Origin of the sequence: Shewanella sp. Scap07 (genome assembly GCF_013394145.1) — a bacterium.
GTDB classification, from domain to species: Bacteria; Pseudomonadota; Gammaproteobacteria; order Enterobacterales; family Shewanellaceae; genus Shewanella; species Shewanella waksmanii.
Genome location: NZ_CP041329.1, coordinates 2,053,773 through 2,067,441 on the forward strand (window position 1 = coordinate 2,053,773; position 13,669 = coordinate 2,067,441).

14 protein-coding genes are annotated in these 13,669 nt (G+C 44.5%); 9 read left to right on the plus strand and 5 right to left on the minus strand.

The window, feature by feature from the left end; genetic code table 11:
- Nucleotides 1-75 precede the first annotated feature (75 nt).
- On the minus strand, nucleotides 76-1,488 hold the full coding sequence (sbcB, locus tag FLM48_RS08965) for an exodeoxyribonuclease I (protein WP_179024404.1): 1,413 nt from the start codon (nucleotides 1,486-1,488) through the stop codon (nucleotides 76-78).
- A gap of 266 nt (nucleotides 1,489-1,754) precedes the next feature.
- Between sbcB and FLM48_RS08970 the strand changes: the two genes are divergently transcribed.
- The 4 genes from FLM48_RS08970 (at nucleotide 1,755) to FLM48_RS08985 (ending at nucleotide 4,324) form a co-directional block, all read left to right on the plus strand.
- Nucleotides 1,755-2,492, plus strand: coding sequence for a hypothetical protein (locus FLM48_RS08970; protein ID WP_179024405.1), 738 nt, complete (start codon nucleotides 1,755-1,757; stop codon nucleotides 2,490-2,492).
- A gap of 27 nt (nucleotides 2,493-2,519) precedes the next feature.
- Nucleotides 2,520-3,332, plus strand: coding sequence for a 23S rRNA (guanine(745)-N(1))-methyltransferase (gene rlmA, locus FLM48_RS08975; RefSeq protein WP_179024406.1), 813 nt, complete (start codon nucleotides 2,520-2,522; stop codon nucleotides 3,330-3,332).
- A 306-nt stretch (nucleotides 3,333-3,638) separates the two neighbouring features.
- Nucleotides 3,639-3,845 carry a cold-shock protein gene (locus FLM48_RS08980; protein WP_028767115.1) on the plus strand — a complete coding sequence of 69 codons (207 nt, stop codon included), beginning with the start codon at nucleotides 3,639-3,641 and terminating at the stop codon, nucleotides 3,843-3,845.
- Between the two features lie 281 nt (nucleotides 3,846-4,126).
- Nucleotides 4,127-4,324, plus strand: a complete 198-nt coding sequence (locus FLM48_RS08985; RefSeq protein ID WP_179024407.1) for a hypothetical protein — start codon at nucleotides 4,127-4,129, stop codon at nucleotides 4,322-4,324.
- 98 nt (nucleotides 4,325-4,422) lie between these two features.
- On the opposite strand, the gene FLM48_RS08990 is transcribed toward FLM48_RS08985, so the two are convergent.
- The 4 genes from FLM48_RS08990 to FLM48_RS09005 form a co-directional block, all read right to left on the minus strand.
- The gene (locus tag FLM48_RS08990) at nucleotides 4,423-5,319 is read right to left on the minus strand and encodes an ABC transporter ATP-binding protein (protein ID WP_179024408.1); all 897 of its coding nucleotides are present in this window, start codon (nucleotides 5,317-5,319) and stop codon (nucleotides 4,423-4,425) included.
- Complete coding sequence (locus tag FLM48_RS08995) at nucleotides 5,319-6,119, minus strand: ABC transporter permease subunit (protein WP_179026318.1); 801 nt, start codon at nucleotides 6,117-6,119, stop codon at nucleotides 5,319-5,321. The genes FLM48_RS08990 and FLM48_RS08995 overlap by 1 nt, the downstream gene beginning before the upstream one ends.
- A 160-nt stretch (nucleotides 6,120-6,279) precedes the next feature.
- Nucleotides 6,280-6,924 (minus strand): YceH family protein, encoded by a 645-nt coding sequence (locus FLM48_RS09000; protein ID WP_179026319.1) that lies wholly within the window; start codon nucleotides 6,922-6,924, stop codon nucleotides 6,280-6,282.
- A gap of 122 nt (nucleotides 6,925-7,046) precedes the next feature.
- Entirely contained in the window at nucleotides 7,047-7,880 is an 834-nt protein-coding gene (locus FLM48_RS09005; RefSeq protein ID WP_179024409.1) for a S1 RNA-binding domain-containing protein, read from the minus strand.
- 407 nt (nucleotides 7,881-8,287) lie between these two features.
- Between FLM48_RS09005 and speA the strand changes: the two genes are divergently transcribed.
- From speA to FLM48_RS09030, 5 genes are all read left to right on the plus strand, one after another.
- Nucleotides 8,288-10,201: a biosynthetic arginine decarboxylase gene (gene speA / locus FLM48_RS09010; protein ID WP_179024410.1), complete on the plus strand. Its 1,914-nt coding sequence runs from the start codon at nucleotides 8,288-8,290 to the stop codon at nucleotides 10,199-10,201.
- 72 nt (nucleotides 10,202-10,273) lie between these two features.
- Nucleotides 10,274-11,194, plus strand: a complete 921-nt coding sequence (locus FLM48_RS09015; protein ID WP_037470893.1) for a hypothetical protein — start codon at nucleotides 10,274-10,276, stop codon at nucleotides 11,192-11,194.
- 29 nt (nucleotides 11,195-11,223) lie between these two features.
- Nucleotides 11,224-12,153 carry an agmatinase gene (gene speB / locus FLM48_RS09020; protein WP_028772976.1) on the plus strand — a complete coding sequence of 310 codons (930 nt, stop codon included), beginning with the start codon at nucleotides 11,224-11,226 and terminating at the stop codon, nucleotides 12,151-12,153.
- 44 nt (nucleotides 12,154-12,197) lie between these two features.
- Entirely contained in the window at nucleotides 12,198-12,839 is a 642-nt protein-coding gene (gene pdxH / locus FLM48_RS09025) for a pyridoxamine 5'-phosphate oxidase (protein ID WP_028772975.1), read from the plus strand.
- Between the two features lie 137 nt (nucleotides 12,840-12,976).
- Entirely contained in the window at nucleotides 12,977-13,552 is a 576-nt protein-coding gene (locus FLM48_RS09030; RefSeq protein ID WP_028772974.1) for a YceI family protein, read from the plus strand.
- Nucleotides 13,553-13,669 lie beyond the last annotated feature (117 nt).

Sequence of the window (13,669 nt, forward strand, 5' to 3'; positions counted from 1 at the left end):
AAAGCTTAAGATTGTTTCATTGTAGGTAACATTGGTTATGGGCAAGTTGAACTTGATCCCATAACCGTTAAAAAATTACAGGTTACCTAAGTATTGGCAAAGTGCGGTAAGCAGCTTTTGTTTTGCCTCATCGTTAGCGGTTTCATTGACAAGGTTTTCAAGCCGTACCATGTAATCCGGATCGTTCAGGCGCTCTTTACAGTATTCGCGCCAGCGCATCTGCTCACTGTGATCAAGTGTCTCGGGATAGTTGCGAGCACGATATCTAAATAGCATTTCTGCTAAACGAGGATCATCAAAATCTAATGCGAGTGCGGCAAGGTTCTTGGGTGCAGTGTGACGAATGATCTCCATCTTACTTTTGTCTGCATGACTAAAAAAGCCACCGCTATACAGTTGCTGGTCGGGATCTTGGCTGCTTTGCTCATGTTTGACATCAAACACCGCGACCAGCTTTTCGCGGATCTCTGGATGCTGCCTTAAGCGCTTATATTGCGCTCTAGCAAACTCTTTATCGATATCCAGTCGTTGCGCGTTATCATCGGTCAACGATTTGGCTGGTGCAATAAACGGGCATTTATTGATATGCAGTTGTTTTAGTCCGATAGGTAACTCATCTTCGGCCAACTCGCTGCGCTTGGTGTACATGCGCTGCCTAATCTCGTCGGCGGTTAACTCAAGTAGCGGGCTGACATCCATGGCTAAATTAACGCAAATCACGGCGTTCTTATTTTGGCTATGGTGGGCGAGAGGAGCGATAAGTGTGGTACAGCCGTGCATGGCATTAATTTTTGAGCTCACATGTGCCAGTGGTTGCATATTGAGTACATCAATTTGCTTGCTTACCGCGGCTTTACGGCGCAAGGAAAAATAATACTCGTATAGCTTTGGCTGCTTTTGCTTAATTAAGCGCGCCATATCAATAGTGGCATAGACATCTGACATTGCATCATGGGCATTGTCGTGACTTAGGCCATTGGCTTTGGTGAGGTCTTCTAGTTTAAAGCTAGGACTGCCATCTGCTTTTTCAGGCCATACAATACCTTCAGGTCGAAAGGCGTAACATGCACGCACTAAATCGATGATATCCCAGCGGCTGTTACCATTTTGCCACTCCCTTGCATAAGGGTCATAAAAGTTACGATAGAAGCCATAGCGAGTGACTTCATCATCAAATCGTAGTGAGTTGTAGCCGGCAACACAGGTATTGGGTCGGCTAAACTGGCTATGAACCTTGTCCATAAACTCCGGCTCAACTGTGCCTTTTAAGTTAGCTAATTGCGGCGTAATACCGGTGACTAAAATTGCCTCTGGTTGTGGCAGATAGTCATTGGCCACCTTGCAGTAGAATGTTACGCTTTCTTCAATGATATTTAGATCTAAATCAGTTCTAACGCCGGCAAACTGTGAGGGCCTATCTTTGGCCGGATTGGCACCAAAAGTTTCATAATCGTGCCAGAATATGGTTTCTTGTTGTGTTGAAGCCATGAGTGTCTATGTCTTTGTTATTCATTGCGCTTATCATAGCACTGCAATCGGGTACTGTCCTTTGGCTTTATGGCTCCTTGGTGCGATTGCAGAGCATTGAATCATTTTGACACTGGTTTGTTTCACAGTTTATGGTTACAATTGTTTGATAATACTAATAAATATCGCCTATGTTTGAACCTATTTTAACAACGCCAAAAATCATCAGATTTACGCAAACGTCGAGTTTTATTCTGCAGTTGCCTGAAACTGTAGGGGATTTGAGTATGCTTGAGGCGCTTAATGGTCATCTAGGTGAATTTGTGATTGTCGAACATAGTGAATTAAGCACCGCGATACTGGCTCGGTTACACCCCTATATTCAGTTAATAGGTAGTGTTGCAGACCCGCGATTAACGCTCAATTCTGACGTTGATAAACCCCCAAGCCTTCGTCGCTCTGTGGGGCAAGGTTGGCGGTTATTTAGCGAGCTAGGTCGGTCGCCAATATTATGTTTACAGTTGCTGCGTCAAGGTATTCGCATCGATATTGACAACTGTGATGGCCAATTATGTGTTACCCCGCATATTCACCATGGCTGGCAGCTTGTTGCCCTAGAAAATGACATGCGCTTATTTACCGGCCAAAAAGAGTTAAGGCGAGCCAAAGCGTTATTGAATCGTGCAAATGATTATAATGCGAATACTGAACAGCTATTGCTTGAGCTCAGTGAAATCGATATGGTGTGCGCCGATTTAGGGCTGATGTTACAAGACCATACCAACAACCGTCCTAATGAGCAGCTCAAAAAAATTGCCAGTATTGATGCGCAGCTACAACGTAAAAAGCAGTGGCTGTCTCAGCAGTATCAACAAGCGATGGAGCGCAATAATTGGCAATACAGTGCCAATCAACCCGGCTGTGATGAAAGTTTATATCGAAAACTAGAGTACTATCAGTTATTGTCTACGCCAGAAATGAATGCCATGGTGGAAAACTTACTCTTAGACGAGAAAAACAGTTAATCCACCCCGTTGCCGCTTGGAAATATCATGAACTACGCTTGCCCAATATGCCGTCAAATGTTGACGTTAGATGTCCGCACTTGGTCCTGTGCCAATAATCATCGTTTTGACTGTGCAAAAGAGGGCTACGTTAACCTTCTTCCCGTGCAAAAAAAACGCTCAAAAGACCCGGGTGATAACAAAGAGATGATGCTGGCAAGGCGTGAATTTCTAAATCAGGGTTACTATCAACATTTAAGCGACAGAGTAAATGAATTGGCGGTTGAATTTGCCGCTAACGCGAGTGCTGGGCTCGATATTGGCTGTGGAGAGGGGTATTACAGCCATCGGCTTCATGACGCACTCAATCAACATAATCAGTTTAGCTTGCAGGGCGTGGATATATCTAAGTCAGCGCTGCGTTATGCCGCTAAACGCTATAAAGCTATCGACTTTTGCGTGGCCAGCAGTTTTGAGATGCCCTTTAGTGATGACAGTTTTGATTTTATGCTGCGAATCTATGCACCTTCACTTGATGAAGAGCTGCATCGTGTAGCGAAAAAAGGTGCCATTTTGATCACCGTGTCAGCGGGGCCAATGCATCATTTCGCACTAAAAGAGCTGATCTACGATAATCCACAGCAGCATATTGAAACACCCAGTGTCATTAGTGGCTTCGAGAGACTACACGGTGAAAACCTAGTGAGTGATTTAGTTTTGTTGCCAAGTAACGACATAAAGCACTTTTTAGATATGACACCCTATAGTTGGAAGCTTAACGATGAACAGAAGCAAACGCTAATAGCGCAGGGCCTTACGTGCCAATTAGACTTTAAGATTGAAGTTTTTCGAGCCAGTTAATCGGTAATCAGTTGTTTAGGCAGTCTATTTTTCATATTTGAGTAAAACCTCAGTTTTTAGTAATTTTTTTTCGCTATTAAAGCTGCACCAACTGACAGAAATTTAAGTAAAAAAACTCTGTTTCATCATATGAAATGATTGTTGACATACTGCCAGAATGATTTATAGTAAGTGCAGCTTGAAGGTTGGGCTTATTTTTATGTGTTCAATACGATCCGTTCGTCCTGTTAACATAAGTAATACCGGCATTTTCCAGCTCTACTGCCGTTTATGGCTTTATTTTATTTAAGTTACAGGATTTATATCATGTCTCAAGTTACTGGCGTTGTTAAGTGGTTCAACTCTGACAAAGGTTTTGGTTTTATCGAGCAAGAGTCTGGCCCAGACGTTTTCGTACACTTCCGTGCGATCAACTCAGACGGTTTCAAAACTCTTGACGAAGGTCAGAAAGTTTCTTTCACCGTGACTCAAGGTCAAAAAGGTCCACAAGCTGAGAACGTAACTGTTATCTAAGCTTGCCTTTATATAGCTTCAAGCTATATATGAAAAGATTCCTAAGAGCTGCGATTTATCGCAGCTCTTTTTTATGTCTGTTTATTAACTTTGCTAGGCTAAACAGCGCCATTTAGCGACTGTCGAACCGCAGCGCTGCCACTTAGGGCTGTTAGTCACAACGCTTTGGTTCGCGCCTTATACCAATCAGTATAAGAATTTGATCTACTCAGTGCGCTTTTGGCAAACTAATTCAAGGCCGGCTAATTCAAAGTGAGTACTGAGACAATGGTTACTCCCTTGTGAGGTTATTCAACGCAGAAGTAGGTAGCCAAAAACGCGCCAGAATGGCGAGTTTTAGCAGTCCTGATGCTGTGTTAACGAGCTTAACCGTAGAACAACTATGCTCTTCACTCGTTGCAAACCACATGGATGTGGTGAATGTTATTAATGCAGGAGCATTTAAGGACCTTGCCTCAGAACCGCTAAACTCTCGCTGAGTGACTAAATGTTTATACTGATTGGTATTATACTCACTCTTACAACAAACAGGCATAAAAAAAGCAGGCTCTGCCTGCTTTCCTCAATCGCTATCTATTTAAGAAAATAGCTTGTCTTCCAATGTACGGCCTTTAATCAGCGCTTTATATTGCCAGTTATGTTGTTCGAATAAACCAAACAGGGTGACTTCTAGCTGCTTAGCAACCGTTTGATCATAGTGAATGACATATTCATTACTCTGCTTGTTTTCTACCGATTTTATGCCGCCTATGGCGGATACAACTTGGTCAAATAACACCGCATCACAGTGTTGCATTGACAGCGTTAAATAATCATCGTTGAGCTCGTCCTGAATTGAAACTGACTGGCCTAACTCACCTTGATCTAAATACAGCACCTGATCACAGAGTTTTTCTAACTCATCTAGATTATGTGAACTGATAATAAAGGTTGTATGTCCAGATTGCTGTTGCACCAACTCACGGATTGCTTTGGCATTAGCCGGGTCTAAACCGGCGGTAGGTTCATCAAGCAAGACTATTTTGGGTGAGCCGATAAGTGCCTGTGCAATGGAAACGCGTTTGCTCATGCCGTGGCTTAGTGATTGCGGCTTTTGGTCAGCCACATGCACAAGATCGACTAAACCCAGTACACGCAAACTCTCTTGTTTAGCTTGCTTAGCGTTATAACCTTGCAGTTGAGCAAATAAGCTTAATTGACTGATAATCGACAGTGAGGGGTCAAGCTGTGCATCTTGAGGTAGCGCGGCAACTAGTCCAAATAGTGCTTTGCTTCCTGGTGGGTGGCCTAGTATCGATAATGTACCGCTAGAAGGAAGAATATAACCACAAAGCAGCGAGAACAGCGTTGTTTTGCCCGCTCCATTTGGCCCGACTAGCGCAATAGGCGCGCCGGCTTGTAGCGATAAAGACACCTGATTCAATGCCAGTTTATTGCCGTATTTTTTGCTTAAATTCTGACAGCTTATTAGCATTACAACGCACTCCTCATCATATAGCTTCGGCCAATAAATAGCAGTACAACTGCCTGTATGATTGGGATAGGGGCATAAGCGAGTGTGCCTATACCTTGGGTGTTAATCATTAACGATATTTGCGCACCGGGGAGAATCCACTGTAAGGCTTCACTGAGCATGGGTAAATAGTGACTAACAATGCCTATAACAATTGAGGTGATCGCCCAAAATAAAATGGCGTAGATAGTCGCTTGTCTTGCCGAATTGGCATACAGCGATAGCAATGCCATCATTGCGGTGTAAGGCAGTAAGATGATGGTGATGTTGATGAATACCAGCACACCGGACATCAAAGCTGACATCAATAAACTCGCTTCGCGGCTACTGGCAAGCAATACACTGGCTATCACAGTAATGGCCAGTAGTATCATTTGAATGAGCATATAGCCGCTAAACCGACCAAAGAATAGGGCGTTACGACCCGTTCTTAAGCTAATAAACCGAAAAGTGCCACGGGTTTTATCTGAGGAGAACTGATCTGCGCAGACAAAAATACTAAATAAGGGAAACAAGTATAGCGCTGCCACCCAGAACACCGCCATTTCAGCAACCGGCCACAGGAACAGATTGCCGACAGCCGCTTCGCCAAAAACGCTGGCGAGCAGTTGTCTAAAGTTAGGGTCAATGAGAAAGCTCGAAGCTTCGCGGATTGGGTACCACAATAGCAGCCCCCAAACTAACGCAAATGCCGCTAAGGCAATGACACCCCGGCGATTGAAAAGAAGTTTAACCAGCTCATGTTTAGCAAGCAGCAACATATTGGTTAACTGTGAATTGCCGCTTATGCCGTTAGGCGCGGTCGCTATAGGGGCATTACTTTGCAATGGTGATTCCTTACTGGGTCTTTTGTTACTGTGCCTAGACTAGCACTTCTTTATTGCTAAGAAACATTTGCTAGGCAAAAAGATGTAACGAGTTCTATTCAAGCAATTGTTGTAATTGCGTTTTCAATGCAGCCACTTCGGCTTCTAATTGACTAACCCGTTGCTGCAAGTCGCTATCAGTTGCTGTGGCTGCTGACGTGAGGGGCGCTGGCGCAGTGGCAGTCTGTTGATTTTGCCCAAGCTCAGAAACCAGTTCGGTAAAGCGGCTCTCGCGTTTACCAGGCTCTCTTGGTAATTGCTTAACTAAGGCAGGCTCTAGTGCCGCGAGCTGGTTTAAGGCTTCATCGACTTCAGCGACATCAGTAAAACTGTGTAGGCGATTACTGCGGGTACGTAACTCCCCGGCAGTTTGCGGGCCGCGCAATAACAGTAGGCACATTATAGCCAGCTGCCCTTGGCTTAATTGCAGGGCACTAAATTCGGTATTACAGAATCTATGGGTATATTTGACAACCCGAGAGCCAAAACCTGTTTGTTCTGCAACTAAGCGCTTTTTGCTTAAACTGTCTAAGGCCTGTTGGACGTCAGATTCCGTTAATGCCATCACCGGTTCTCGGCTTGATTTTTGATTGCAGGCTAATGTTAGCCCGTTAAGAGATAACGGATACTGTTCAGGGGTGGTTTTTTCTTTTTCAAGTAAACAGCCAATGACTCTGGCTTCGGTGGTGGTTAAGGTGATCATATGGCGGTCCCAATAAAAAAGCTTAGCTTTGTTATATCAAAGCTAAGCTTTTAATCAACATCAAACCGCTATGTTATGGCTTTAGATGGACAAGAGTTAATCAAGCCGGTGGATATGCGTTAATCCAGTAGACGAATACCATCGGGTGCGATAGAGATCTGCTTTGCCTTATATAAACCACCAATACTCTTTTTGAAGGCTTTCTTACTCATTCCCATCTGTGCATAGATAGTATCGGCATCTGTCTTATCGTTAAGTGGCAAGAATCCACCCGCTTGCTTCAGCTTGATGATAATACTGGTCGCATGTTTATCCAGCTCTTGCTTAACACCGCGCTGCAAGATCAAATCAATTTTGTCGTCGGTACGTACACGCTTGATAAAGCCCTTTAGACGTTGGCCGAACTTTAAGCTACAAAAAACTTCATTGCTATACAGTACGCCCCAATGGCTATGGTCAATAATCGCTTTAAAACCTAAATCAGTACGACCGCCAATAATCAGATTAACTTCTTGGCCGTTTTTATAAGGCGGTGGGGTGAGATCCAAAAACTTATCCACTTTTGCCGATGCCACAATACGCTCGTCGGCGCTGTTGCGGTAAATATGGACTAAATATGAACGGCCCACTTCGACTTCTCTTAATTGTTCGCCAAAGGGCAGCAGTAGGTCTTTTTCAAGGCCCCAATCAAGAAAGGCACCATATGGACCGGTTGCTACCGCTTTGAGGTAGGCAAATTCGCCAACCTGAGCAAGTGGCATTTTAGTGGTAGCAATCACCATATCTTCAGAATCGAGATAAAGAAACACGTCAACTTGGTCGCCAACTTGGCAATCTTTAGGGACGACTTTATTGGGTAATAATACCTGACCTAGGTCATGGGCATTTAAGTACACCCCAAAATCGACTTGCTTAACAACGTCAAGCGTACATTTCTTACCAATTTGTGCCATGATGCTCTCTTTACTGCGGTTATTTTCGCGGCTGATTATAGTGGAAAAACGCACAATATGCTGTAGATGTTTTGTGTTTTATCGACAAACTTTGGGCGATTTTGGTTTTTGATATGTTAGCTTAGTTTAACAATCGCACACTGGGGCGTTATGGTCGACAACAAACCGTGATCTAATACTTGCTTTTAGGCCATTTAGGATGTTTAATTGCGCGCCTTTTCATGCGGATGCTATGGATTTTGGGGCATATTTTCGGTTGAATTTACCAGAATTATTTGGCGAATAGCCGTGGGTGTAATATGGTTCTTTTATGGTTAACACAGCGCAGTGGATTGCGATAGGCTCTACCGTGCTGAAGTGCAGGCTGTTATAGCCTGGTTGATTTTCAATAGACAGGTTGAGAAAAGATGAGTAATTGGTCTATTAAAGATGCTTATGCTGGATACAATGTAAATTACTGGAGCCAAGGGCTTTACGGCATTAGTGAGTCTGGAGAGGTGACTGTATCACCAGATCCTAGTCACCCTGATCATAGTATCGGATTAAACGAGCTAGCTAAGGACATGGTTAAGTCAGGTGTGAATTTACCTGTACTAGTCCGTTTCCCGCAGATCTTACACCATAGGGTGAATAGTTTATGCCATGCATTTAACCAAGCTATTCAGCGTTATGAATATCAATCAGATTATTTGCTTGTCTACCCGATTAAGGTTAACCAGCAGCAAACGGTCGTAGAAGAGATCCTCGCCAGCCAAGTGGCCAAAGAAGTGCCGCAATTGGGGCTTGAGGCCGGCTCAAAACCTGAGCTGATGGCAGTGCTAGCTATGGCGCAAAAAGCCAGCTCAGTGATCATTTGTAATGGCTATAAAGACATTGAATACATACGCTTAGCTTTGATTGGCGAAAAACTAGGTCACAAAGTCTATATCGTGCTAGAAAAACTGTCCGAGCTTAAAGTCATTCTTGCTGAAGCCAAAAAGCTTGGCGTTACGCCTCGTTTAGGCTTGCGTGTGCGTTTGGCGTTCCAGGGCAAAGGTAAGTGGCAAGCCAGTGGCGGTGAAAAATCTAAGTTTGGGTTATCTGCAGCGCAAGTGTTGACGGTGATCGATTCACTTAAAGATAACGACATGCTCGATTGTCTGCAGTTATTGCACTTCCATCTGGGGTCGCAGATCGCCAATATTCGCGATATTCGCCGTGGTGTTAGCGAAGCAGGGCGCTTTTACTGTGAACTACAAAAGCTAGGCGCCAATGTAAAATGTTTCGATGTCGGTGGCGGTTTGGCGGTTGATTACGATGGTACCCGCAGTCAAAGCAGCAACTCGATGAATTACGGCCTGACGGAATATGCCAACAATATTGTCAGCGTACTGACCGATATTTGTAATGAATATGAGCAACCTATGCCGCGATTGATATCAGAATCTGGTCGATACTTAACTGCCCATCATGCAGTGTTGATTGCCGATGTGATTGGTACTGAAGCCTATCATCCTGAAAATGTGCAGCCACCGGCTGAAGATGCGCCGCAACTGCTACAAAATATGTGGCAATCATGGAATGAAGTCAGTGCTAGAGCGGATCAACGGGCATTGATTGAGGTCTATCATGATTGTCAAAGTGATTTAGCTGAAGTGCACTCAATGTTTGCGCTTGGGCAAATGAGCCTAACTGAACGTGCTTGGGCAGAGCAAATTAACCTGCGGGTTTGTTATGAGCTCAAAGGGGTGATGAGCGGTAAGTACCGCTTCCACCGGCCGGTGATTGATGAGTTGAACGAAAAACTCGCCGATAAGTTTTTTGTTAACTTCTCATTGTTCCAGTCTTTGCCAGATGCATGGGGTATTGATCAAGTCTTTCCGGTCATGCCGTTATCGGGACTCGACAAAGAGCCACAGCGCCGGGCAGTGATGTTAGATATTACCTGTGACTCTGATGGGGCGATTGATCAGTATGTTGACGGACAAGGTATTGAAACCACCTTGCCTGTGCCAGCTTGGAGTGCAGAAAGCCCTTATTTGATAGGCTTTTTCTTGGTGGGGGCTTATCAAGAGATCCTTGGTGATATGCACAACCTATTTGGCGACACTAACTCAGCGGTGGTGCGTCTTGATGATGAAGGCTTAGTCAATATTGAGTCGGTACTGGCAGGTGATACGGTCGCGGATGTCCTGCGTTACGTTAACCTCGATGCTGTATCATTTATGCGCACCTATGAAGAGCTAGTAAACCAGCACATAGATGAGTCAGAGCGGGCAAATATTTTGGAAGAGTTACAAGTAGGCCTAAAAGGGTACACTTACTTGGAAGACTTCTCTTAAATCACCTGCAGCTGATTTGGCGGCAAGGTTTCACGCTTTGTCGCCACTATTGAGGTAACTGTAACAGCGAAGATGTTTGAAGGTTCAGAGAAAATCATTGATGTTGCGCTGCGGCCAAATTGTGATAGCTTGCGTGAGCTTCCACCTCAGTTTTGGCAAGAGCTAGTCGCTGCGTGCGGCGCTGATATCCTATCTGTAGTGCACCATCAATCATGTGATGCCTACTTGCTTAGCGAGTCGAGTTTATTCGTCTGGCACGATAGAGTACGCATGCTAACTTGTGGTGATACGTTACTCAGTCCTGCATTAGCCACCTTAATTGAAAAACTAGGTGCTGCGCAGATTGGTGTCGCGAGTTATCAGCGTAAAAATGAATATCGCCATCAGGTGAGTTTAGCGAGCTTTGATCAAGAGTTGATTCAATTGCGTCAAGTTATCAACGGTAAAGGCTATCGTGTCGGTCATCTAGACAGTCATCATCACTATCTTTTTCTCGCCTATGGTGAGTCAAGTTCTCGCCCCGCGCCGGTCACTTACGAGCTGTTGATGCATCATATTGATGCCGACGTGGCCAATCAATTACGTGGGTCATCATTGTCAGTAATGCATATAAGAGCCTTATTGCAGTTAACTGAATTATTGCCTGAGTTTACGATTGATGATCACCTGTTTTCTCCCTTTGGTTATTCAGTCAATGGGGTCAATCAAGCTGAGTACTTCACCATACATGTTACCCCAGAAAAAGCGCACTCCTATGTGAGCTTTGAAACCAATATTACCGCGCCTCAATTACTCAAGCGGGTATCAGATGCACTACTTGCACTGTTTGCCCCAGAGAGTTGGGACGTGATAGCTGTTAATCAGCACCCCGTTGAACATGAACTATCGGGCGCAACCCAGTCAACTTGTTCTATTGTTAGTGAACAAAGTGATAATGTTCAGTTTAACCATTATCAACGTAATGACATTCGCCTTTGTTGCGAAACGCTTTAGCGCCACGCGTTAAAGTTGATGGAGAACATATGACTACCTTAAACGATAAGCCAGATTACTCTTTGTACTCTAACGCTTTTGGTTATTTAAGATTACCACTTAACTTCAGCCCGCTTAACAGCGACGCCGATGTTGTAGTACTAGGTTTACCTTTTGATATGGCGACCACAGGGCGCTCAGGTGGACGGATGGGACCGGGTGCAATCAGACAAGCATCAGTCAATCTCGCTTGGGAAGAAACGCGTTGGCCGTGGGATTTCACCCTTAGCAAGCATATTAACGTTGTGGATGCCGGTGATTTGGTGTACGACTGTGGCGATGCTGCTGATTTTACCCAAAGGGTAGAAGACTTTGCCACAGCAATTGTTGAGTCCGGTAAAGCGATGTTGAGCTTTGGCGGTGACCACTTTGTCACCTTGCCGCTATTACGCGCACACTACAAAAAACATGGCAAAATGGCATTGCTGCATTTTGATGCCCATACCGATACCTACAGCCAAGGCAGTAAGTACGACCATGGCACCATGTTTTATCATGCCCCTAACGAGGGGATTATCAGCCCTGAGCATTCAATCCAGATAGGCATTCGCACAGAATATGAAAGCGACAATCACTTATTCAAGGTGATTGACGCCGCCGCTGCTAATGATATGTCGGCAGATGAAATCGTTGCGCAGATTAAACTACGGGTGGGTGATATGCCGTTGTATGTCACTTTTGATATTGATTGCCTAGACCCTGCTTTTGCTCCAGGTACCGGTACGCCGGTATGTGGCGGTCTCACTAGCGACAAAGCGATGAAAATCATCCGTGGCCTACGTGGAATGAACATTGTTGGCATGGATGTGGTCGAAGTTGCTCCCGCGTATGATAATGCTGAAATTACTGCGCTAGCTGGCGCGACACTTGGGCTAGAAATGCTCCATGTGTGGGCTGTAGGCAAGGGCTTAGTAGAATAATTCAGCGTTGTTACAGCGCCTGCAAGACAAAGAAAGGATGATAGATGTCTAAACTTAGTGATATTCGCCGTGAGTACACTTTAGGTGGTTTAAACCGTGACGAGTTACCAGCAAAGCCGATGGATCTGTTTGCCACCTGGCTAGAGCAGGTGAGAGATTCTGAGGTTCTGCCCGATCCAACTGCGATGTCGGTTGCGACGGTCGATGCACAAGGACAAGCGTTTCAACGAATCGTGCTGCTTAAGCGTTTTGACGACAATGGCTTTGTATTTTTTACCAATTTGGAAAGCCGCAAAGCACAGCATATTGAATTAAACAGTCAAGTGAGCTTGCTGTTTCCGTGGCATAGCTTGGAGCGTCAAGTGGCTGTCACAGGCGTAGCAGAACCTTTGTCGAAAACTGAAGTATTAAAGTACTTTATGACGCGGCCAAAGGAGAGCCAAATAGCGGCGTGGGTGTCAAAGCAGTCGAGTAAAATATCGGCTCGGCAGGCGCTAGAGACTAAATTTGCAGAAATGAAAACCAAATTTAGTCAAGGTGAAGTGCCACTACCGAAGTTTTGGGGCGGTTACCTTGTACGCCCAGACAGTATAGAGTTCTGGCAGGGTGGGGAATATCGTCTGCATGACCGCTTTTTATATCAAAAGCAGGATGAAACTTGGTCAATTAGCAGATTAGCACCATAATTTAATGGTCGATACTTAAAAAGAGTCCTAATAAGGACTCTTTTTTGTTTGTTGACAGTTACTAATGCATCCCCTAACTTGCAAAGATTAGCAACGACTTAACTGAGTCGCTCGGCATTGATAAAAGGAAAGCTGAAATGAAAAGATTGATACTCGGTACTGCACTTACTATGTTGTCTACAACCTGTTTTGCTGCGCCATGGAATGTAGACAACCAAGATTCTTCAGTGAACTTTATTTCTACCAAAAAGGGCAATGTGGCCGAAGTTAACCGCTTTAATCAAGTCTCAGGTCAATTGGATGACAGCGGCAAGTTTAGCCTCAATATTCCCCTAAGTAGTGTATCGACCAATATTGAAATCCGTGATACTCGGGTTAAAGATATCTTGTTTGAGGTCGCTAAATACCCTGAGCTCGCTTTAAGTGCTCAAGTCGATAAAGCGAAAGTGGATGCCATGGCTGCGGGTGATACCTTGGTGATGAAGGTTGATGCTAAAATCAGCTTGCACGGTCAAAGTAAACCCATGCCAATGTCTGTGGTGGTTGCTAAACTCAAAGCCAATGAGCTAATGGTAGTGAGTCATGGACCATTGATTGTTAATGCTGGTGATTTTGATTTAACCAAAGGGATAGATAAACTGCGCGACATTGCTGGGCTGCCGGTGATTAGCTATGCGGTTCCTGTCAGTTTTATATTGAAATTGTCGCAATAGTACAAAAATTTGATTTGGGCATGAGACAGTTTGACGAAACTGTTTCATAATGCCCGTAAGATGTTTGTTAGATGCGGTTTAACTGCTGCATCTAATTTTAAGTAAAGATAGGTTAAT